At 38.8% G+C, this 21,999-nt stretch carries 26 protein-coding genes, 1 tRNA gene, 1 pseudogene and 1 riboswitch; of the genes and pseudogenes, 24 read left to right on the forward strand and 4 right to left on the reverse strand.

Annotation, left to right across the window (positions count from 1 at the left end; translation table 11 throughout):
* Positions 1–9: 9 nt before the first annotated feature.
* Both mscL and ADG81_RS04080 read right to left on the reverse strand, forming a co-directional pair.
* Positions 10–387 (reverse strand): large conductance mechanosensitive channel protein MscL, encoded by a 378-nt coding sequence (gene mscL / locus ADG81_RS04075; protein ID WP_049550978.1) that lies wholly within the window; start codon positions 385–387, stop codon positions 10–12.
* A gap of 65 nt (positions 388–452) precedes the next feature.
* Positions 453–905, reverse strand: coding sequence for a GtrA family protein (locus tag ADG81_RS04080; protein ID WP_033681818.1), 453 nt, complete (start codon positions 903–905; stop codon positions 453–455).
* A gap of 28 nt (positions 906–933) precedes the next feature.
* Positions 934–1,030: riboswitch (PreQ1 riboswitch) on the forward strand.
* Between ADG81_RS04080 and ADG81_RS04085 the strand changes: the two genes are divergently transcribed.
* From ADG81_RS04085 to dapA, 5 genes are all read left to right on the forward strand, one after another.
* Positions 1,028–1,537, forward strand: a complete 510-nt coding sequence (locus tag ADG81_RS04085) for a QueT transporter family protein (protein WP_033681817.1) — start codon at positions 1,028–1,030, stop codon at positions 1,535–1,537. Its footprint overlaps the riboswitch before it by 3 nt.
* Before the next feature lie 99 nt (positions 1,538–1,636).
* Positions 1,637–1,709: transfer RNA gene (locus tag ADG81_RS04090), tRNA-Thr, on the forward strand.
* 104 nt (positions 1,710–1,813) lie between these two features.
* Positions 1,814–2,068 carry a hypothetical protein gene (locus ADG81_RS10035; RefSeq protein WP_049550979.1) on the forward strand — a complete coding sequence of 85 codons (255 nt, stop codon included), beginning with the start codon at positions 1,814–1,816 and terminating at the stop codon, positions 2,066–2,068.
* A 225-nt stretch (positions 2,069–2,293) separates the two neighbouring features.
* Positions 2,294–3,370, forward strand: coding sequence for an aspartate-semialdehyde dehydrogenase (locus ADG81_RS04100; RefSeq protein ID WP_000542462.1), 1,077 nt, complete (start codon positions 2,294–2,296; stop codon positions 3,368–3,370).
* Positions 3,371–3,426: 56 nt separating this feature from the next.
* Complete coding sequence (gene dapA, locus ADG81_RS04105; protein WP_049532598.1) at positions 3,427–4,362, forward strand: 4-hydroxy-tetrahydrodipicolinate synthase; 936 nt, start codon at positions 3,427–3,429, stop codon at positions 4,360–4,362.
* 44 nt (positions 4,363–4,406) lie between these two features.
* On the opposite strand, the gene mnmE is transcribed toward dapA, so the two are convergent.
* A complete protein-coding gene (gene mnmE / locus ADG81_RS04110; RefSeq protein WP_049550980.1) occupies positions 4,407–5,780 on the reverse strand; it encodes a tRNA uridine-5-carboxymethylaminomethyl(34) synthesis GTPase MnmE in 1,374 nt (457 codons plus the stop codon).
* Positions 5,781–5,918: 138 nt separating this feature from the next.
* Positions 5,919–6,101 (reverse strand): 4-oxalocrotonate tautomerase, encoded by a 183-nt coding sequence (locus ADG81_RS04115; RefSeq protein ID WP_001117401.1) that lies wholly within the window; start codon positions 6,099–6,101, stop codon positions 5,919–5,921.
* A gap of 123 nt (positions 6,102–6,224) precedes the next feature.
* Here ADG81_RS04115 and ADG81_RS04120 point away from each other — a divergent pair, with 123 nt between their 5' ends.
* The 19 genes and pseudogenes from ADG81_RS04120 (at position 6,225) to ADG81_RS04205 (ending at position 21,834) form a co-directional block, all read left to right on the forward strand.
* A complete protein-coding gene (locus tag ADG81_RS04120) occupies positions 6,225–6,815 on the forward strand; it encodes a thymidine kinase (protein ID WP_049550981.1) in 591 nt (196 codons plus the stop codon).
* Positions 6,812–7,891: a peptide chain release factor 1 gene (gene prfA / locus ADG81_RS04125; protein WP_049550982.1), complete on the forward strand. Its 1,080-nt coding sequence runs from the start codon at positions 6,812–6,814 to the stop codon at positions 7,889–7,891. The genes ADG81_RS04120 and prfA overlap by 4 nt, the downstream gene beginning before the upstream one ends.
* The gene (prmC, locus tag ADG81_RS04130) at positions 7,891–8,727 is read left to right on the forward strand and encodes a peptide chain release factor N(5)-glutamine methyltransferase (RefSeq protein WP_049550983.1); all 837 of its coding nucleotides are present in this window, start codon (positions 7,891–7,893) and stop codon (positions 8,725–8,727) included. Before prfA ends, prmC begins: the two co-directional genes overlap by 1 nt.
* Entirely contained in the window at positions 8,711–9,313 is a 603-nt protein-coding gene (locus ADG81_RS04135) for an L-threonylcarbamoyladenylate synthase (protein WP_049550984.1), read from the forward strand. Before prmC ends, ADG81_RS04135 begins: the two co-directional genes overlap by 17 nt.
* Before the next feature lies 1 nt (position 9,314).
* The gene (locus ADG81_RS04140; RefSeq protein ID WP_049550985.1) at positions 9,315–9,746 is read left to right on the forward strand and encodes a GNAT family N-acetyltransferase; all 432 of its coding nucleotides are present in this window, start codon (positions 9,315–9,317) and stop codon (positions 9,744–9,746) included.
* 59 nt (positions 9,747–9,805) lie between these two features.
* Positions 9,806–11,062: a serine hydroxymethyltransferase gene (glyA, locus tag ADG81_RS04145; RefSeq protein ID WP_049550986.1), complete on the forward strand. Its 1,257-nt coding sequence runs from the start codon at positions 9,806–9,808 to the stop codon at positions 11,060–11,062.
* A 7-nt stretch (positions 11,063–11,069) separates the two neighbouring features.
* Complete coding sequence (locus tag ADG81_RS04150) at positions 11,070–12,044, forward strand: nucleoid-associated protein (RefSeq protein WP_049550987.1); 975 nt, start codon at positions 11,070–11,072, stop codon at positions 12,042–12,044.
* A complete protein-coding gene (gene pmp23, locus ADG81_RS04155) occupies positions 12,044–12,658 on the forward strand; it encodes a cell wall hydrolase Pmp23 (protein WP_049550988.1) in 615 nt (204 codons plus the stop codon). The genes ADG81_RS04150 and pmp23 overlap by 1 nt, the downstream gene beginning before the upstream one ends.
* Before the next feature lie 73 nt (positions 12,659–12,731).
* Entirely contained in the window at positions 12,732–13,706 is a 975-nt protein-coding gene (locus ADG81_RS04160) for a DUF1002 domain-containing protein (RefSeq protein WP_049550989.1), read from the forward strand.
* Positions 13,707–13,779: 73 nt separating this feature from the next.
* The gene (gene rlmD, locus ADG81_RS04165; protein WP_049550990.1) at positions 13,780–15,150 is read left to right on the forward strand and encodes a 23S rRNA (uracil(1939)-C(5))-methyltransferase RlmD; all 1,371 of its coding nucleotides are present in this window, start codon (positions 13,780–13,782) and stop codon (positions 15,148–15,150) included.
* A 174-nt stretch (positions 15,151–15,324) separates the two neighbouring features.
* Positions 15,325–15,891 (forward strand): hypothetical protein, encoded by a 567-nt coding sequence (locus ADG81_RS04170; protein ID WP_049550991.1) that lies wholly within the window; start codon positions 15,325–15,327, stop codon positions 15,889–15,891.
* 191 nt (positions 15,892–16,082) lie between these two features.
* Positions 16,083–16,766: a hypothetical protein gene (locus tag ADG81_RS09365; protein WP_000269884.1), complete on the forward strand. Its 684-nt coding sequence runs from the start codon at positions 16,083–16,085 to the stop codon at positions 16,764–16,766.
* 174 nt (positions 16,767–16,940) lie between these two features.
* A complete protein-coding gene (locus tag ADG81_RS04180) occupies positions 16,941–17,786 on the forward strand; it encodes a hypothetical protein (RefSeq protein WP_033685117.1) in 846 nt (281 codons plus the stop codon).
* A 134-nt stretch (positions 17,787–17,920) separates the two neighbouring features.
* The gene (locus tag ADG81_RS04185) at positions 17,921–18,391 is read left to right on the forward strand and encodes a hypothetical protein (protein ID WP_000638311.1); all 471 of its coding nucleotides are present in this window, start codon (positions 17,921–17,923) and stop codon (positions 18,389–18,391) included.
* Between the two features lie 157 nt (positions 18,392–18,548).
* Positions 18,549–18,676: pseudogene (locus tag ADG81_RS10040) on the forward strand (ADP-ribosylglycohydrolase).
* 99 nt (positions 18,677–18,775) lie between these two features.
* Positions 18,776–19,393 carry an SAP domain-containing protein gene (locus ADG81_RS04190; RefSeq protein ID WP_000573124.1) on the forward strand — a complete coding sequence of 206 codons (618 nt, stop codon included), beginning with the start codon at positions 18,776–18,778 and terminating at the stop codon, positions 19,391–19,393.
* A 40-nt stretch (positions 19,394–19,433) separates the two neighbouring features.
* Positions 19,434–20,288, forward strand: coding sequence for an ADP-ribosylglycohydrolase family protein (locus tag ADG81_RS04195; protein ID WP_049550992.1), 855 nt, complete (start codon positions 19,434–19,436; stop codon positions 20,286–20,288).
* 109 nt (positions 20,289–20,397) lie between these two features.
* Positions 20,398–21,279, forward strand: coding sequence for a diacylglycerol/lipid kinase family protein (locus ADG81_RS04200; RefSeq protein WP_049550993.1), 882 nt, complete (start codon positions 20,398–20,400; stop codon positions 21,277–21,279).
* Positions 21,280–21,342: 63 nt separating this feature from the next.
* Positions 21,343–21,834 (forward strand): phosphoribosylanthranilate isomerase, encoded by a 492-nt coding sequence (locus ADG81_RS04205; RefSeq protein ID WP_049550994.1) that lies wholly within the window; start codon positions 21,343–21,345, stop codon positions 21,832–21,834.
* The last annotated feature ends 165 nt before the right edge of the window (positions 21,835–21,999 follow it).

A 21,999-nucleotide genomic window follows, 5' to 3' on the forward strand; every position in this document is an offset into this window, starting at 1 on the left:
TTTAATTGTTTATTTTTTCTCAAGAAGAGCTTTGATTTCTTGAAGTACTTCCAATTCAGTTGGACCAGCAGGAGCTTCTTCAGCTTCTTCTTTCTTAGTGAGGCTTTGAGCTTTTTCAATACCTTTGATAACGAAGAAGAGAACAGTACCGATAACTAGGAAGTTGATAACAGCGCTCAAGAAGCTACCATAACCAACACCATTCCATGAAAGTTCAGCGATACGCTCAACTTTAGCAGCTTTCAAAGCTGGGTTCAAAATAAGTGGAGTGATGATGTCGTTAACAAGTGATGTAACGATTGCACCAAAAGCAGAGGCAATGATCACACCGACAGCAAGGTCAACAACATTACCACGAAGCAAAAATGCTTTAAGATCTTTTAACATTTTCATAATTTCCTTTCAAAGATTTTTTACACTTAATTATATATTAATTAAGAAGTTCTGGCAAGCTATATGCTTAAATTTTTTCTTATTTTTTTAAAAATAAATACCTTACTAAAAATGTAATTGAGGATAATTATCAAAAATTGTGAAATAACTGTTTCAATACTATTCACCTTGTCAATATTATTATTTACAAATTGTCCGATAATATTAGGAAACTGTGTTACAAATAGAAAAGTTAAAATCAAATCTAAAAGAAAAGTAGAAAGGCGTGCTAGAGTAAATTTCATTAAACGGATTGACCAATTTTTCCTAGCTTGCTTGAATACAATTGTATCGTTTGTAATAAATGCAAACAGAATTCCGATAATATTTGCGAATCCAGTAGCAAGGAGTTCTCTATGAGTTAGTTGATAAATGACTAATCTGGATAGGATAGAAACAAGAGTAGTGGCTATTCCAAAAAAGAGATAGAGTAAAAGCTCATTTTTCACGAGACTTTGAATACGTTTTTTCATGTTTTTAGTATAGCATAAAGCAGGCTATTGTGCTATACTAGTAAGGTTGAATAAAGCAACCCTTGGTGCTTAGCTTCTTTCACCAAGCATATTACACGCGGACAACCGCCAAAGGAGAAAAGATGAAAAAATTAACTATTCGTGATGTTGCAGATATTGCAATCGTTGCTGCTATTTATGTCGTTTTGACTGTCACACCACCCCTAAATGCCATTAGCTACGGTGCTTATCAGTTCCGTATTTCAGAAATGATGAACTTTATGGCTTTTTACAATCCCAAGTACATCATCGGAGTTACCATTGGCTGTATGATTGCTAATTTCTTTAGCTTCGGACTGCTAGATGTTTTTGTTGGTGGTGGATCAACCTTGGTATTCCTCAGTCTAGGTGTTTGGCTTTTTGCAAAATACAGCAAGGATTATCTCTTTAACGGATTGATTCGAAAAGATCATTTCTTCTTTTCAATCCTATTTTCAATTTCCATGTTCACCATCGCTGCCGAGTTGAATATCGTAGCGCAATTACCATTTTTCCTTACTTGGTTTACAACAGGAATTGGTGAATTTGCCTCATTAATTGTTGGAGCGATTATTATCGGTAAAATTGGTCGTCGAATCGATTTAAGCAAATAGAAGAAGATAAGCTAGGCAACTCTGACCTGGCTTTTTCTTATGCAAAATTTCTAAGGAAACTTGACAAGTTTTTCTAACTATAGTATACTTTTTAAGTAAGCTGATTTAGCTCAGTTGGCAGAGCGCATCCATGGTAAGGATGAGGTCGCCGGTTCAATCCCGGCAATTAGCATGAAATAGACAGAAAAGCCCTTGATTTACAAGGGTTTTTGTTATGTCTGCATCAAATGTTTCAAAGATATTTCTATTCAGCTGTGTAAATGAAACTAATACTCAATGAAAATCAAAGAGATAACTAGGAAGCTAGCCGCAGGTTGCTCAAAGCACTGCTTTGAGGTTGTAGATAAGACTGACGAAGTCAGCTCAAAACATGTTTTTGAGGTTGTAGATGAAACTGACGAAGTCAGTAACTATACATACGGTAAGGCGACTCTGACGAAGTTTGAAGAGATTTTCGAAGAGTATAAAGAGTTTCGTCTGTTGACAAAAGTGATTCTCTTTAGTAGAATAGTAGATGCGATGAGTCGATAGGTAGTCTTCGGACTACTATTGAGCATAAGGAGGTCATAACGCAGGAGCGGACCTTGATGAGTTGTGTGAACCTGCTCATCACATGAAGATGCCTCTTAGTCCCTAGTCAAACGACTGGGGATTTTTATTTTCCAAAAAATGATGAAAAAGCTTTGCAATTCATGGAAAAAGTAGTATAATACTTCTATTATAGAAATTTTTAGAAAATTCCGAAAGAGGTTATTTATGGGATATACAGTTGCTGTAGTCGGCGCGACAGGTGCTGTCGGTGCTCAGATGATAAAAATGTTGGAAGAATCAACACTTCCAATCGATAAAATTCGTTTACTTGCTTCTGCACGTTCAGCAGGCAAGACTTTGAAATTTAAAGATCAAGATATTACGATTGAAGAAACGACTGAAACAGCTTTTGAAGGAGTTGATATTGCTCTCTTTTCAGCAGGTGGTTCTACATCAGCTAAGTATGCACCATACGCAGTGAAGGCTGGCGCGGTAGTAGTAGATAATACATCTTACTTCCGCCAAAATCCAGATGTTCCTTTGGTTGTTCCAGAGGTCAATGCTCACGCACTTGATGCTCACAATGGTATCATTGCCTGCCCTAACTGTTCAACTATCCAAATGATGGTGGCTCTTGAGCCAGTTCGCCAAAAATGGGGATTGGACCGTATCATTGTTTCAACTTACCAAGCAGTTTCAGGTGCTGGTATGGGAGCAATTCTTGAGACACAACGTGAACTTCGTGAAGTTTTAAATGATGGAGTGAAACCACGTGATTTGCATGCGGAAATCTTGCCTTCAGGTGGTGACAAGAAACACTATCCTATCGCCTTCAACGCTCTTCCACAAATTGATGTCTTCACTGATAATGATTACACTTACGAAGAGATGAAGATGACTAAAGAAACGAAAAAAATCATGGAAGATGATAGTATTGCAGTATCTGCAACATGCGTCCGTATTCCTGTTTTGTCAGCCCACTCTGAGTCAGTTTACATCGAAACAAAAGAAGTGGCTCCAATCGAAGAAGTGAAAGCAGCTATCGCAGCCTTCCCAGGTGCTGTTCTTGAAGATGATGTGGCTCATCAAATCTATCCTCAAGCCATCAATGCAGTGGGTTCACGTGATACCTTTGTTGGTCGTATCCGTAAAGACTTGGATGCAGAAAAAGGAATTCACATGTGGGTTGTTTCAGATAACCTTCTCAAAGGTGCTGCTTGGAACTCAGTTCAGATTGCAGAAACTCTTCATGAACGTGGCTTGGTTCGTCCAACAGCTGAATTGAAATTTGAATTAAAATAGTCATATTGTTTAGGAGTTCAGATGAACTCCTTCTTTGAAATAGAGAGGTGTTTCTCATGTCTTATCAAGATTTAAAAGAGTGTAAAATCATCACAGCCTTCATTACCCCTTTCCACGAGGATGGTTCTATCAACTTTGATGCTATTCCAGCCTTGATTGAGCATTTGTTGGCTCACCATACGGATGGAATTCTTCTCGCAGGGACCACTGCTGAGAGTCCAACATTGACTCACGATGAAGAGTTGGAACTATTTGCGGCTGTACAAAAGATTGTCAATGGACGCGTTCCTTTGATTGCGGGTGTGGGTACCAATGATACGCGTGACTCTATCGAGTTTGTCAAAGAAGTAGCAGAATTTGGTGGTTTCGCAGCTGGGCTTGCTATTGTACCTTACTACAACAAACCTTCTCAAGAAGGAATGTATCAGCACTTTAAGGCCATTGCAGATGCTTCTGACCTACCAATTATTATCTATAACATTCCAGGTCGTGTGGTTGTCGAATTGACTCCAGAAACCATGCTTCGTTTGGCTGACCATCCAAATATTATCGGTGTCAAAGAATGTACGAGCTTGGCTAATATGGCTTACTTGATTGAGCACAAGCCTGAAGAATTCTTGATTTATACAGGTGAGGATGGAGATGCTTTCCATGCCATGAACCTTGGTGCGGACGGGGTTATTTCTGTTGCCTCTCATACAAATGGGGATGAGATGCACGAGATGTTTACTGCCATTTCAGAAAGCGATATGAAGAAAGCTGCAGCTATTCAGCGCAAATTCATTCCTAAGGTTAATGCTCTCTTCTCTTACCCAAGTCCTGCTCCAGTCAAGGCCGTTCTTAACTATATGGGATTTGAAGCTGGACCGACTCGTCTACCTCTTGTTCCAGCACCAGAAGAAGATGCCAAACGCATTATCAAGGTTGTCGTAGATGGCGACTACGAAGCAACTAAGGCAACTGTAACAGGTGTCCTTAGACCAGATTACTAAGAAAGATTAGAAAATCCATGACCGAATGAACGATCATGGATTTCTTATTTTCCTAAACAGAATTGGCTAAAAAGTTGAGTGATGAGTTCATCTGGAGCAGCATCTCCAGTGATTTCTCCGAGAATTTCCCAAGTACGGGTCAAATCTACTTGAAGCAAGTCAACTGGCATACCCAGTTCAAGACCTTGGTTAACAGCTTGTAGGCTTTCAACTGCTTTTTCAATCAGGGAAATGTGACGAGCGTTGGATAGGTAGGTAGCATCTTGCTCAACCAAACCAGCATTTTCAAAGAAGAGGTCATTAATGCGTTCTTCAATCTTATCGATATTTTGGTTTTTAAGGACTGAAATGCGGATGACATCTTCTGGAAGTTCCTCGGTTTCGATGGCCTCAGGTAGGTCTGTTTTATTAAGTAGAATAATGCGATTAGTCTCCTGACTAATTTCTAGGAGTTGGCGGTCTTGGGCGGTTAGTGGTTCACTGGCATTTAGCACCAGTAGAACCAAGTCGGCTTCCTTAAGGGCTTTTTTTGAACGCTCAACACCGATTTGTTCAACGATATCATCCGTTTCACGAATACCGGCTGTATCAATCAGTTTGAGAGGAACACCATTAATGTTGACGTATTCTTCAATGACATCACGTGTCGTACCAGCAATATCTGTGACGATAGCCTTGTCTTCACGCAAGAGGTTGTTGAGAAGGCTTGATTTCCCAACGTTGGGACGACCGATAATGGCAGTGGAAATTCCTTCACGAAGGATTTTACCGCGACGGGCTGTTCTAAGAAGATTGGTTAGTAATTGCTCAAACTCCTTAGTCTTCTCTCGGACAACAGCAGTAGTGGCTTCTTCAACATCGTCATACTCAGGATAGTCGATATTGACCTCAACTTGGGCAAGTGTATTAAGGATTTCTTGGCGAGTATTGTTAATGAGGTCAGAAAGGGAACCATCTAGCTGTTTGACTGCGATATTCATGGCCTTGTCTGTCTTGGCACGGATGATGTCCATCACTGCCTCAGCCTGAGTCAAGTCAACACGTCCATTTAGGAAGGCACGTTTGGTAAATTCACCAGGCTCAGCCAACCGAGCTCCTTCACGGATAGCAAGTTGGAGAATTTCATTGGTCACCGCAATTCCACCGTGGGTGTTGATCTCGATAATATCCTCACGAGTGAAGGTTTTTGGAGATTTCATAGCCCCAACCATAACTTCGTCCATGACTTTACCAGTCAGCGGATCAACAATGTGACCGTAGTTGAGAGTGTGGCTGGCAACCTTGCTCAAGTCTTTTCCTTTGAAAATCTTTTGCGCAATAGCAAAACTGTCTGTCCCGCTCAGGCGGACTATACCAATAGCCCCTTCACCTAGTGGAGTAGAGATAGCAGCGATGGTATCAAATTCACGTGTAATCATAATATTTCCTTTAACTTAATAGCTCTTTTCTTGGAAATTTTTCCAAGTATCCTTTCAAATTGTAACAAATTTAGGCTGTTTCTTCAATGAATGCTACTTGGAGATTGAAAAAGCCTAAGCATTTCTGCTTAAGCTAGCTTATTTGGTGCGCATTTCCCCTTGTGGGAAGTAAGTTCCTTCAGGCATGTCGTTGATGATGACATGTACAGCAGACTGAGGTGCTCCTGTGTTGCGAACAACAGCTTCTGTTACTTCCTTAGCTAGAGCTTTCTTTTGCTCGAGCGTGCGTCCTTCAAATAAATCGATGCGTACAAATGGCATAATAGCTTCCTCCACTAGTTTTTGATTTCTTCTATTTTACCACATTTTGCCGTTTAAAGCTTAAGAAAATTATGATATACTAGAATGTAGCAAAAATTTAGAAATGGACGTGAAGCAAGAAACATGGCACAGTTGTATTATCGTTATGGGACCATGAACTCTGGTAAGACGATTGAGATTCTCAAGGTGGCCTATAACTACGAGGAGCAGGGAAAAGGTGTTGTGATTATGACCTCGGCTCTGGATACGCGTGACGGTGTTGGCTATGTCTCGAGTCGGATTGGAATGAAGCGATCAGCTATTGCGATTGAGGAAACGACGGATATCTTCGGTTATATCCGAAATCTATCAGAAAAACCTTACTGTGTGCTGGTCGATGAGGCTCAGTTTCTCAAGCGTCACCATGTTTACGACTTAGCTCGTGTTGTGGACGAGTTAGACATACCCGTCATGGCTTTTGGTTTGAAAAATGACTTTCGGAATGAATTGTTTGAAGGTTCCAAATATCTCTTGCTTTTAGCAGACAAGATTGATGAGATTAAGACCATCTGTCAGTATTGTAAGAAAAAGGCGACTATGGTTTTGCGTACGCAGGACGGTTTGCCTGTTTATGATGGAGAACAGATCCAGATTGGTGGTAATGAAACCTATATCTCAGTTTGCCGTAAACATTATTTTGCCCCTGAAATCAATAAGGAGAATGAAGAAAAATGAACATCTATGATCAACTACAAGCTGTAGAAGACCGTTATGAAGAATTAGGAGAATTGCTGAGTGACCCAGATGTAGTATCTGACACTAAGCGTTTCATGGAGCTTTCAAAGGAGGAAGCTTCAACTCGTGATACGGTAACAGCCTACCGTGAGTATAAGCAAGTCCTTCAAAACATCGTCGATGCTGAAGAGATGATTAAGGAATCAGGTGGAGATGCTGACTTGGAAGAAATGGCCAAGCAAGAACTCAAAGATGCCAAGGCTGAAAAAGAAGAATACGAAGAAAAACTAAAAATCTTGCTCCTTCCTAAAGACCCAAACGATGACAAGAATATCATCCTTGAAATCCGTGGCGCTGCTGGTGGAGACGAAGCAGCACTTTTCGCTGGTGACCTCCTAACCATGTACCAAAAGTATGCGGAAGCCCAAGGTTGGCGCTTTGAAGTTATGGAAGCCTCTATGAATGGTGTAGGTGGTTTCAAAGAAGTGGTTGCCATGGTTTCAGGTCAGTCAGTTTACTCTAAACTCAAGTACGAATCAGGTGCCCACCGTGTGCAACGTGTTCCTGTGACAGAAAGCCAAGGTCGTGTCCATACATCAACTGCCACAGTTCTTGTCATGCCTGAAGTCGAAGAAGTAGAATACGATATTGATCCAAAAGACCTTCGTGTTGACATCTATCACGCATCTGGTGCTGGTGGACAGAACGTCAATAAGGTTGCGACTGCCGTTCGTATTGTACACTTACCAACCAATATCAAGGTTGAGATGCAGGAAGAACGTACCCAGCAGAAAAACCGTGAGAAGGCCATGAAAATCATCCGTGCACGCGTTGCTGACCACTTTGCTCAGATTGCACAAGATGAACAAGACGCTGAGCGTAAGTCAACAATCGGTACTGGTGACCGTTCAGAACGAATTCGTACTTATAACTTCCCACAAAACCGTGTCACAGACCACCGTATCGGCTTAACTCTCCAAAAACTAGATACCATCTTGTCTGGTAAATTGGATGAAGTTGTGGACGCCTTGGTACTTTATGACCAAACACAAAAATTAGAAGAATTAAATAATTAATGAAATTAGCTCAATTATTTTCAGATTTTGAAGAAGAATTGATAAGACAAGGAGAGGAAGCAGAAAGCCTCTCTTTTGTCTATCGTAGCCTGAAAAACCTCACTTTTACAGACTTTGTTTTTGCCCTCCAGCAAGAGGTAACAGAGGAAGAAAAACAATTTGTAGAGGAAATTTACCAGCAGTTAGCAGCTCATAAACCAGCCCAGTACATTATCGGTCATGCAGATTTCTTTGGAATGCAGTTAAAAGTTGATGAGCGGGTTCTGATTCCTCGTCCAGAGACTGAGGAGTTGGTGGAACTTATCCTGAATGAAAATCCTGAGAAGAATCTTATGGTCCTAGATATCGGAACAGGTAGTGGAGCTATTGCTCTCGCCTTAGCAAAAAACAGACCAGCTTGGTCGGTGACGGCAGCAGATATTTCCCAAGAGGCCCTTGACCTTGCATCCGAGAACGCTAGAAATCAAAAATTTAATATATTTTTTAAAAAATCGGATTGTTTTGCAGAAATTTCTGAAAAATATGATATAATTGTATCCAATCCACCCTATATCTCTCGTGAAGATGAGTCAGAGGTAGGCTTGAATGTTTTGCATTCAGAACCTCACCTAGCCCTCTTTGCAGACGAGGATGGCCTAGCTATTTACCGTAGAATTGCGGAAGATGCAAAGGACTATCTCAAAGATGGTGGTAAGATTTACCTTGAAATTGGATACAAGCAAGGTCAAAGTGTTCCTGAACTTTTTAGGAAACATCTTCCTGAAAAAAGAGTACGAACGCTCAAGGACCAGTTTGGTCAAGATAGGATGGTTGTAATTGATGATGGACAGGATTAGACAAGAGTTGGTAAATGGTGGAGCGGTCGTTTTGCCTACTGAGACAGTTTACGGTCTCTTTGCCAAGGCTCTAGACGAAAAAGCAGTTGATCATGTATACCAGCTCAAACGTCGTCCTAGAGATAAGGCACTCAATCTCAATATCGCCTCTCTAGAGGACATCTTGAATTTTTCAAAGAATCAGCCAACTTATCTACAAAAACTTGTAGAGACCTTTTTACCAGGTCCTTTGACCCTTATTCTTGAAGCAAATGACAGAGTTCCCTATTGGGTCAATTCTGGTCTTGCAACTGTTGGATTTCGGATGCCGAGTCATCCCATTACCCTTGATTTGATTCGAGAGACAGGTCCCTTGATTGGGCCGTCTGCCAATATTTCAGGTCAGGCAAGTGGAGTGACTTTTCAGGAAATACTGCAGGAATTTAATCAAGATGTTCTAGGTTTGGAAGACGATGCTTTTCTAACTGGACAGGATTCAACTATTTTGGATCTGTCTGGAGACAAGGTGAAAATCTTGCGCCAAGGGACCATTAGGCGAGAAGATATTCTTGCTCGGTTACCAGAGATTTCTTTTGAGGAGGAATGAGATGCTAAGAGATTTGCAAGAAACAGATGTGAAAGCTATATGTGACATCAACCAAGAGGCTTTGGGCTATTCTTTTAGTCTAGAGGACACGGCTAGTCAACTAGCTAGACTATCTCAGGATTCCCATCATTTCCTACTTGGCTATGAGGATGCAGCTAGTCATGTCTTACTTGGTTATGTCCACGCTGAGGTCTATGAATCACTTTATTCTAAAGCAGGATTTAATATTTTAGCTTTAGCAGTTTCACCTCAAGCGCAAGGTCAAGGTATTGGTAAAAGATTATTACAAGGGTTGGAACACGAAGCCAAAAGACGTGGTTATGGGTTTATCCGCTTAAATTCTGCCGATCATCGTCTGGGTGCTCATGCATTTTATGAAAAAGTTGGTTATACTTGTGATAAAGTGCAGAAACGATTTATTCGCATCTTTTAGTTTATTTTCTTATTGTAAAACAAACTAAAGGACTAGTCACACTATAAAGGAGAAGACCTATGATTTTTGACAAAGATGATTTTAAAGCATACGATGCTGATCTCTGGAATGCTATTGCCAAAGAAGAAGAACGCCAACAAAACAACATTGAGTTGATTGCTTCGGAAAACGTAGTTTCCAAGGCTGTTATGGCAGCTCAAGGGTCTATCTTGACGAATAAATATGCCGAAGGCTACCCGGGCCGCCGTTACTATGGTGGAACTGATGTGGTAGATGTGGTAGAAACTCTAGCCATTGAACGTGCAAAAGAAATTTTCGGTGCTAAATTCGCCAACGTCCAACCTCACTCAGGAAGCCAAGCCAACTGTGCTGCTTACATGGCCTTGATTGAGCCAGGTGATACCGTTATGGGGATGGATTTGGCTGCAGGTGGACACTTGACTCACGGAGCTCCTGTCAGCTTCTCAGGTCAAACTTATAACTTTGTGTCTTATAGTGTGGACCCTGAAACAGAACTCTTGGACTTTGATGCTATCTTGAAACAAGCTCAAGAAGTAAAACCAAAATTGATTGTAGCAGGTGCTTCAGCCTATTCTCAAATTATCGACTTCTCAAAATTCCGTGAAATTGCGGATGCTGTTGGGGCGAAGCTCATGGTAGACATGGCTCATATCGCTGGTTTGGTTGCTGCTGGTCTTCACCCAAGTCCAGTACCATACGCTCATATCACTACAACAACGACCCACAAAACCCTTCGTGGACCACGTGGTGGTTTGATTTTGACCAATGATGAAAACTTAGCTAAGAAAATTAACTCAGCTATTTTCCCAGGTATTCAGGGTGGTCCTTTGGAGCATGTTGTTGCAGCTAAGGCAGTTTCCTTCAAAGAAGTTTTGGATCCAGCCTTCAAGGAATATGCTGCCAATGTTATCAAGAACAGCAAGACTATGGCGGATGTCTTCTTACAAGATACTGATTTTCGTATCATTTCTGGAGGAACTGAAAACCACCTCTTCCTAGTGGATGTGACTAAGGTTGTAGAAAACGGCAAAGTTGCTCAAAACTTGCTGGATGAGGTCAATATTACCCTAAATAAAAACTCAATCCCTTACGAAAGCTTGTCACCATTCAAGACAAGTGGGATTCGTATTGGAGCAGCAGCCATTACTGCACGTGGATTTGGTGAAGAAGAAAGTCGCAAAGTGGCTGAACTCATCATTAAAACCCTTAAAAATGCAGAAAATGAGGCTGTCTTAGAAGAAGTGAGAAGTGCAGTCAAAGAATTGACAGATGCCTTCCCATTATACGAGGACTAATACTTTTATGGACATTTATATTAAGAAAGCTATTATCCATCAGTTCAGTCCGGATGATACCGAGCTGTTTCTAGCGGATAAGTTTCTCAATATCACTCCAAAAATCGAAGAATACCTGCGTAAAAAAATTGAACGTGTGTATTCAGATGAAGCAAAGACTGGGATTTTCGAAGAAGAAAATCCCTTCTTCAATCACATCACAGACGATTTGTTGGAGACATCAGTAACGATGGCTAATCTCTGGAAAGAAGAGTTTAGTATTTCTGAAAATCTCAAGACCAATGACTTGATTTTTGTGCAATTTTCTAAAGAAGGTGTAGAACATTTTGCTTTCTTACGAATTGCCCTGCGGGAGACCTTGACCCACCTCGGAGGAGAAGTTGATAATCCAATCAAGTTGACTCAGAATAACTTGCCTGGATTTGGAACAGGAGCTGATGAGGCCTTGGTGGTCAATCTTCAGAGTCGCAAGTACCATCTGATTGAAAAACGAATCAAGTACAACGGGACTTTTTTGAACTATTTTTCAGATAATCTTCTTGCTGTCGCTCCTAAAATTTCTCCTAAGAAATCCATCAAGGAACTGGAAAAAACAGCCCAGAGAATTGCTGAATCTTTTAATACAGATGATTTTCAATTTCAATCTAAGGTCAAATCAGCCATTTTCAACAACCTAGAAGAAAACAATGAATTGTCACCAGAAAAATTGGCCAACGACCTTTTTGACAACAATTTGACGGCTCGATTAAGCTTTATTGATCAAGTTAAAGATGCTGTACCAGAACCTGTACAGTTTGATGAAATCGATGCCAGTCGTCAGCTTAAAAAATTTGAAAACCAAAAACTCTCCTTGTCAAATGGAATTGAACTCATCGTTCCCAATAATGTCTATCAAGACGCCGAGTCTGTCGAGTTTATCCAAAACGACAATGGAACCTACTCTATCTTAATCAAAAATATCGAGGATATCCAAAGTAAATAATGTTTAAACGAATTCGAAGAGTGCTTGTACTAGCAGTCTTCCTTTTTGCTGGATATAAAGCTTACCGCGTTCACCAAGATGTCAAGCAAGTCATGACCTATCAACCCATGGTGCGAGAAATCTTGAGTGAAAAAGACACCCCAGCAAACGAAGAGCTTGTGCTCGCTATGATTTATACTGAAACAAAAGGAAAAGAAGGCGATGTTATGCAGTCTAGTGAGTCTGCAAGTGGTTCCACCAACACTATCAATGATAATGCCTCTAGCATTCGGCAAGGCGTTCAAACTCTGACAGATAATCTCTATCTGGCGCAGAAGAAGGGTGTTGATGTCTGGACGGCTGTTCAAGCCTATAATTTTGGACCTGCCTATATCGATTTTATCGCCCAAAATGGTAAGGAAAACACCCTAGCACTGGCAAAACAGTACTCTCGTGATACTGTTGCTCCCTTGCTTGGCAATACCACTGGAAAGACTTATAGTTATATTCACCCCATTTCCATTTTTCACGGTTCTGAACTCTATGTAAATGGTGGAAACTATTATTATTCTAGACAGGTGCAACTCAACCTTTACATCATCAAAACTTTCACTCTCTTTTCGACATCTGGCTAGTCCAGGTGTTTTTGTTATAAGTTTTCTTTAAGATAGATATATTACTCTAGAAAGGTAAAGGAGGAAATTCCCTATGAGAAAGAAACTCTTTCTGACCAGTGCTGCGGTCTTGTGGGCAGTAACAGCTATGAATAGCGTCCATGCAGCAACAGATGTTCAAAAAGTCATCGATGAAACCTATGTTCAACCTGAATATGTCCTAGGTTCATCCCTATCTGAAGACCAAAAAAATCAAACCCTAAAGAAACTTGGCTACAATGCCTCAACAGATACCAAAGAACTCAAGACCATGACACCTGATGTCTATTCTAAAATCATGAATGTGGCCAATGACTCTAGTTTACAATTGTATTCATCAGCCAAGATTCAAAAACTAGGTGACAAGTCGCCACTTGAGGTCAAGATTGAAACACCAGAAAACATCACGAAGGTGACTCAGGATATGTACCGCAATGCAGCAGTAACTTTAGGTGTTGAACACGCCCAAATCACTGTAGCAGCTCCTATTCCAGTTACAGGTGAGAGTGCTTTAGCAGGGATCTATTATTCGCTAGAAGCTAATGGAGCTAAGGTGCCGCAAGCCAATAAAGACTTGGCTCAAGAAGAGTTGAAGGCTTTGTCAGATATCAATGCTGAAAACAAGGACAAGTCAGGCTATGATGCTAATAAATTAAATGTTGCCCTAGCTGATATCAAGTCAGGACTAGCCAAAGCTAAAGAAAGCAAGGGAAATCTGACAGAAGAAGATGTCCGCAAAATCGTTGAAGATACCTTGAAAAATTACAAACTCGATCAGGTTATAACAGGAAACCAGATCAATATCATCATCAATTTTGCTTTGAATCTCTCAAAGAGTGATATCCTCAGCAATGCAGACTTCACTAAAACCCTGAATGACCTGAAACAAAGCATCGTATCACAAGCTGGAGACAGTTTTAAAAATATCAACCTTAACTTTGATGCGGATAAGGCACTAGAGGACGGTGGGAACTTCTTAAGCTCCCTTTGGCAGGCCATTGTCAACTTCTTCAAGAGTTTTGGTTCTTAAGAAATTTCATGGTATAATAGATGGTAACCGTAACGTTGCCGTCTTTTTTGTCGGCCAATAGAAAGAGAAGAGAATGTTAAAGAAAAATGATATTGTAGAAGTTGAAATTGTTGACTTGACCCATGAAGGGGCAGGAGTTGCCAAGGTAGGTGGTTTGGTCTTTTTTGTAGAGAATGCTTTACCGAGTGAAAAAATCCTCATGCGTGTCCTCAAAGTCAATAAAAAGATTGGCTTTGGGAAGGTTGAAGAATACCTTGTCCAATCACCACACCGTAATCAAGATCTAGATTTGGCTTACCTGCGTTCAGGAATCGCTGATTTAGGGCATCTTGCCTATCCAGAACAGCTCAAGTTTAAAACCAAGCAAGTCAAGGATAGTCTATACAAGATTGCTGGAATTGCAGATGTAGAGGTTGCTGATACTTTGGGTATGGAAAATCCAGTCAAGTATCGCAACAAAGCACAGGTCCCTGTTCGTCGAGTCAATGGTGTCTTGGAAACAGGATTTTTCCGTAAGAATTCCCATGTTCTCATGCCTCTAGAAGATTTCTTTATCCAAGATCCTGTGATTGATGAGGTAGTTGTAGCCCTACGCGACTTGCTCCGCCGTTATGATTTGAAACCTTATGATGAAAAGGAACAAGCTGGATTGATTCGGAATCTTGTGGTGCGTCGTGGACACTATTCAGGACAAATCATGGTTATTTTGGTGACAACTCGTCCTAAAATTTTCCGAGTGGAGCAATTGATTGAACAACTAATCAAGCAATTCCCAGAGATTGTGTCTGTTATGCAAAATATCAACGACCAGAACACCAATGCAATTTTTGGTAAAGACTGGCGTACCCTTTATGGACAAGACTTTATCACTGACCAGATGTTGGGAAATGACTACCAAATCGCTGGACCCGCTTTTTACCAGGTCAATACTGAAATGGCTGAAAAACTCTATCAAACAGCCATTGACTTTGCGGAATTAAAAGAAGATGACGTGGTTATTGATGCCTATTCTGGTATTGGGACGATTGGTCTTTCTGTTGCGAAACATGTCAAAGAGGTTTATGGTGTTGAAGTCATTCCAGAAGCGGTTGAGAATAGCAAGAAGAATGCCCAACTGAACAATATTTCAAACGCCAACTATGTCTGTGATACAGCTGAAAATGCAATGAAGAATTGGCTTAAAGATGGAATTCAACCAAGTCTTATCCTAGTAGACCCACCGAGAAAAGGACTCACAGAAAGCTTTATCAAGGCAAGTAGCCAAACAGGTGCTGACCGCATCGCTTATATCTCATGTAATGTCGCAACTATGGCGCGTGATATCAAACTCTATCAAGAATTGGGATATAAATTGAAGAAAGTCCAGCCAGTGGATCTATTTCCTCAGACGCATCATGTGGAGGCGGTATCACTGCTTGTACGAGTTGAAGCATCAGCGAGGTAAAAGTAGATGTTCAGCCAATGCGACGAGGTAGGACCAAAGGTCGATAAGGTGTGTTCTGGGTATAGGACTCTTTAAAGTAAGTAGGAAATATGATGAGATGATACAGAGAGCCTGAATTGGTCAGGTGACGTGCTTATTTACATTAGACTGATAATGAAAATGGAGAGATTATCGATGGTTATATTGGAATTGTACCAAAATGATTATTCTAAAGATTTAGTTGCGTTTGATTCCATAGAAGATGGGAAAGCCTTTGTAGCTCAAATCCCGGGATACACTCTGGAAACAGAAGATGGTTTTGAAGTGGAGTATTTTAATCCTAAAAACATACCGGATTATATGGAAATTATTTTTAACGGGAATATTGTTCCTTTATCTAAATTTATGTTCGGTCCTGAGGAAAATGTAGACATTATTTGGAAAGAGATTTCAAATTTATCCCTCAAAAACGATAGAGTGATCGAAGGATATTCAAAAATCGATGCATATGTTGTTAACAACGATGAAGTTAAAGCCTATGTCGAAGCGAGAGAAGTGAACTATCGCCAGGCAAAAGACTTTCTAGAAGGCAGTGGATATGAAGTAGACAGAAGCTTTTTCGGAAGTGAAGACGGCGAAGCGATTCTCTACAGAAAAAAAGGGAGCGAAGATTGGCATTTCTTGTGTCACTTAGACCCAATGTTTGTAGAGATTGAAGATGTAGAAGGATATGTTAAAGAAGAGATGGGAGAGATTCAATAGTCAACCAAAGTTCCTTGTGAGTATGTACCTTTGCTAGTAAAAGCGTCAAAACGTTGTAACGAAAGAGATTATGAAAATCTTTGAAGTTAAGACTTTTTCTTGTGTGTCTGAAAAGTCTGTGACTTGTATTCCTTAGTCACCTTATTTACAATTACCTAAATTCTATAGTTAATAAAAATTGAGAGGTTTGTATGTGGACTCAACGTAAACAGTATTTAACCCAATTTATCGAAATTTCGGACTATTTGAAAAAACACGGTTTCTTTCACGATTTTTTAATTGGATCATTCTCTTATGATAGTCAGGAAAAATCCATTTTGTTAACCATTGAGGAAGATTTTACTACAACTAATAATACCAATTCGCCTTCCCTTATTTGGGATTTAAAGTGTAAGGGAGTGCATGATTTCTTAATGGAAGATATGGATGGCCTTTCCAAGTGGTGGATCTCTGAAATACTGATGGACGACGATGATATTCAGTTTCAACTCGTCAATGGATATTTTTCATTTAAAATGGAATCTGTATCTTTAGGTATTCCTCAGGAAATAAATCAAAATTCTGTCCCTAAAGTTTCTTCTTTACATATTGACTACCTTATTCAAGAGTTTAGAGCGGGTATGAATGTTGATGAAACTTCATTTTCTTTTGAGAAGGATAATCAGGATTTTATATGCTATATTGGTTATTCAGAAAATGAGCTCTTGCCATATTGGGCGGGTCTATGTGACTTACCTGATGGTAGAAGATTTCGAACAGCTGATGAACTTTTTGAAGCAAGGATTTATGATGGTAAATCGCTAAAAGAGAGGTGGGATGAAGTTACTATTTATAGTATCAATTCTTTGCCACTTGATGATTGGTTGAGTTGTTAGCCACATTCCGTTGAGACAACTGTTTATGAACCAGAGGATGATTACGCTCTGTATGTTAATGGTGTTAAACTTGAGGGTTTTATTGATGAAGATTCTATATGTAAGACATGTGGTGCTAATCAATGTTATTTGGACGATTATGATGAATATTTTTGCCCCTATTGTAATTTATGGATGTATAAAGATTTTTGGGATAGTGATGAAACACACTATTTTAAAAAAAGACCCCTAGAACCAGAGTTGTTATGGAAACCAAGTAAAGAATTGAATTTTTGTAATGTTCGATTCTTTCCGAATGACAAAGAATATGTGTATTATTGTCCTGATGAGTCAATAGAGAAATTTGATTGGATAGAAGTTCCTGTTGGGAACAAATCTCATTTAAAAGAAGCACAAGTTACTGAAGTTTTCAAGAGACAAGCCAATAAACCGCCATTTCCTCTTGAAAAAATAAAAAAAGTAGAACGAAAACTATCTACTATAAACAAAAAAATTTTAGAAACTCAAAATAGTCTATTAAGTGAAGGAGTTATCTGCGATTTATCAGAAGCTAAAAATATAGTAAACTCAAAGCAAGCTTATGATATCCTAAAAACGCCAATCGGAAACTTTTGGTTAGAGCTTAATGGTTCCCCCATAAAAATTTCCATTGGCGCACATTATCCAAATAATGATGAAGAATACTATGTGGAAGCTTCTTATTACATAAAACCTCTCAATCCAGATTTTGAAAAGTTTAAATCGTTGACAATCTGCTCAGATATTGATTTAAGAAGTTCAAGATTAATAGATAATTTAGGTGGTGAGCATAAAGAGGGTTATAATTGGCAAGTCTATAATATTGATTTAGGTATTGTGGCTCATCCATATTCTTATCTAGAACAGGAAGTCTCTGAAACTCCCGTTGGACTTCCATATTATGTAGAATGGATTGAAAAATATAAAGAACTCTATGGATTTACAGTTGCTTGGAAGTATTTTGTATCTGATGACGATTTGTCAGTTTGGTTTAATACATAAAATTTTCATATAATTTTAATAGATAAATTAGGAGTAATTTAGCATTATATCTAAAAGTAAAATTTATTCCACTAAAAGTTGATTGACGACTTTTAAACAATTTATCCTAGCATAGTTAGGAATGGAGAGATAAGATGATATGGACTAAGGAATATTTTTCTAAAATTGAATTTATTATTCATTGTGGTTGTGAAATTTTTGGTTATTTTGAGTGTAATCTGATGAACTCTGAACTATCCTACCAAGAGTGTGGGAATACTGGAATGATCGTTTTTGAACATAGTCAGAAACTATCCGAAAAAGCCTTATCTAAACTTATGAAATATACGCTACTTATTGATTTTGAGAAATATAGAAAGGGGAATAATTCAAATAAGAATGATAAAGTTATTGGTTATAGAGATGCCTTTTCGATAACTTTCAAGGGCTATAGTCAAGATGGACAAGCTTTATTGATATATAATATGGACTATGTTTACAAGGATTGGTACAATAGACCCGTTGATAGCTTATATAGTTTTATAAGCGATACCTATTTTTCAGATTTTCAAAATAATAGATGTTTTATTGCTCAAGGGCTGATGGCTGGTGTACTTCCGTTTTAGGTATAATAGGAAGATGTAGTACATAATGGAATCAAAAAAGTTATTTAATTATAATTTGATTAGATGAATACCTATAAATTATAAAAAATTCGTTAATAGATAATTTAAAAACTATAGTTGATGGTCAAATTCCCGATATCTTACAAGGAGGAAACGGATGCTAGGAGCAATAGTTGGAGATATTGTAGGTTCAGTTTACTAATGGAACAATATCAAAACGAAGATTTTTCTTTATTTCGTGAGGATTGTTTTTTTACGGATGATATGGTAAGTCCGAATCGCTGAGTGTGTGATTGTGATCTGGTGTCCTAAGTATGAAAAATGGCAAACAGTAAAGTACTCTTTTAAGGTGAAAACCTAAACTGGTTTTAAGGAGGTGTTATATTGATAGAGAGCAGACCTGAGTTTGATAAAATCGTATCATTTGATGAGTTTAATAAATATTATTGGTATCGTGATGAACTTTCACAACTATGTAAGTCATTAGGATTAGAATATAGAGGTACTAAACAAGAACTCAATCATATTATTGAGCAGTACTTTCAGGGGAATTTTATTAAAAAATCATCAATAAAAAATAAAAAGAAACGAGTAGAAGTCGTTACCTTGGACACACCCTTGCTTGAATGTGGATTCTCCTTTAATGCACACTTTAGAGAATATTTCTCAACTTTAACAGATGTTTCGCCATTTAAATTTACTGCTGATATGGCTACAGCTTGGAGAAAAGTAAAAAGAGAAAATGATTTGAGTTTTACAATCCAAGATATGCTAAAAGTCTATTATGGAAATTCAGATTATGCCAAGTATGATCATTCGGTTTGTCAATGGAATCAATTTTTAAAGGATTTCTGTGTAGACGAAAATAGTCGTAACTACTCAAACAAGTTAAAAGTAGCTTCTATTCTTTGGAAAGAAGTTAGAAATTCAAAAGCTGAAAAAATTTATTCAAAGAATCTTTTGACTGAATATGCTGATAAAATAAAAGAGTATGGGAAGTAGAAAAATCAGTCTAAACCAATAGTTCACGAGGAGGAATCTTATGCTAGGAGCAATTATCGGAGATATTATCGGTTCTGTTTACGAATGGAACAATATCAAAACGAAGGACTTTCCTTTATTTCGGAAGGATTGCTTTTTTACAGATGACACGGTTATGACCTGTGCTGTTGCAGAGGCGATTATGAATGGGGGACAAAAAGACGACTTCATTGATGCTATGAAGAAATATGGTAGAATGTATCCTGATGCTGATTATGGTGCTCGGTTTAATGCATGGCTAAACAGCGATAACCGTGAGCCTTATAATAGCTTTGGGAATGGTTCGGCTATGCGTGTTTCTCCATGTGCTTGGACAATGGACTGTGGTTTTTGTGCGAGAACCGGAATGTGGCCATCATCTAGGGAATTTGCGAGTCTTTCTGCAGAGGTAACTCATAATCATCCAGAAGGTATCAAAGGTGCAATGGCTACAGCTGATGCTATCTTTCTGTGTCGTTATTACTTTGGAGGTTATTGCGGAGATTATGAGCAACCAATCAATGACAATCCTACAGAGTGTAAAAGACGGATTAAGGATTATATTGAGCAGGAATACGGCTACAATCTATCTCAAACTTTAGATGAAATCCGCCCTACATACCGTTTCAATGAAACGTGCCAGGATACCGTACCACAGGCCATTATTGCATTTCTAGAAAGTAGAGACTTCGAAGATGCGATAAGAAATGCCATCTCACTTGGTGGCGACAGTGATACTCTCGCTGCAATTACTGGTAGCATAGCCGAGGCGGCATACGGTATTCCTGACTGGATAAAGGATAAGGCCTTTTCTTACTTGGATGAATCCTTAAAGGATGTAGTTATACGATGGGAAAATAGAATAAAAGCGTATTAATCTCCAGTACGTCAGATTTCTCTTTTCTGTATTTTCGTAGTATAATAGGGATACGTTTAGTTTCATATAATGAGATATATATTTTTAACGAATATTAAGGAGAACATTAATGAAAAAAGCAATGGTAATTATCAACCCTACTTCTGGTGGCGAAAAGGCTTTGGATTACAAAGAAAAGCTGGAGAATAAAGCAAAAGAATACTTTGAGCACGTGGAAACCAAAATTACCGAAAAGGCGCTGGATGCAACACATTTTGCTGAAGAAGCTTCTCGTGAGCAGTACGATGCAGTGGTTGTGTTTGGTGGAGATGGGACTGTCAACGAAGTCATTTCGGGTATTGCTGAGAGAGACTACATTCCTAAGTTGGGTATTATCCCAGGCGGGACGGGAAACCTCATTACAAAACTGTTGGAAATCAATCAAGACACCGATGGCGCGATTGATGAACTGGATTTCAACTTAACCAATAAGATTGATATCGGTAAAGCGAATGACAATTATTTTGGTTATATTTTTAGTATCGGTGCTCTTCCTGAAGCGATTCACAATGTTGAAATCGAGGACAAGACAAAATTCGGTATTTTAGCCTATGCTGTAAATACCATGAAGTCCGTCATGACGGATCAGGTCTTTAACATTAAGGTGGAGACAGAAAATGGAAATTATGTTGGTGAAGTTAGTCATGTTTTGGTTCTCTTGACAAATTACTTCGCTGATAAGAAAATCTTTGAAGAAAACAAAGATGGCTATGCCAATATTTTGATTCTGAAAGATGCGTCTCTATTCTCCAAATTATCCGTTATTCCTGATTTACTAAAAGGAGATGTTGTCGGCAATGATAATATTGAGTATATCAGAGCACGTAATATTAAGATCTCTTCAGATAGTGAATTGGAGTCAGATGTTGACGGTGATAAGTCAGATAACCTACCTGTAGAAATCAAAGTCCTAGCTCAGCGAGTAGAAGTATTTTCAAAACCGAAAGAGTAGAAGGTAAAAATTAGTTTATTATTCACAACGAAATTAAGTTCTATATCAACGATTGGAGGAGGAATGAATTCTCTATTTGATGAATTTCGAACAATTTGTTCTCATTTAAACCAAATCGGAATCACTCCGACGCTCATGGGGTCTTTGGGGTTTGAATACCGTTCAAATGAAGAATGGAGGCCGTCTGACATTGACATTCATGTGCCTGGTGATCCTAGAGGTTGGGAAGCGCCTGATCATCTCAGAATTTATGAGTGGGACAAGATAATGAAAGTGATGAAACACTTAGGCTATGACTTAATAGATATTCATGAGCATGAATTCAAAAAAGATGGACTGAGTGTTGAATTCGGAAGTATCAATTCTTTACCTGATTTTGCAGGAGTTTCGGAATCGGATATAGAGCTGATTCATCTCGAAAACATCACTTTTCGCGTTCCAAGTTTGGAACAGTTTTTAAGTATTTACAAGGCTTCTTCCCAAGATTCTTATCGAAATGAGCACAATAACAATAAGGATTTTAAAAAAATTGAGTGGCTGGAAAGATATTTGTAAATCATCCTTTGAAAAGTAGCAAGTTGTAAGACTGGCTGCTTTTTTATTTATAGAACCAAACCACTAGAATCTACGGATAAGCCTTGAAAATAAAATACGAAAGTAGTATACTAGAATCACAATTATGAAAACGTTTGCGTAAAATTGGAATTAAAACTTTAGGAG

It is taken from the genome of Streptococcus pseudopneumoniae (assembly GCF_001070815.1).
In the GTDB taxonomy this organism is placed as follows: Bacteria; Bacillota; Bacilli; order Lactobacillales; family Streptococcaceae; genus Streptococcus; species Streptococcus pseudopneumoniae_P.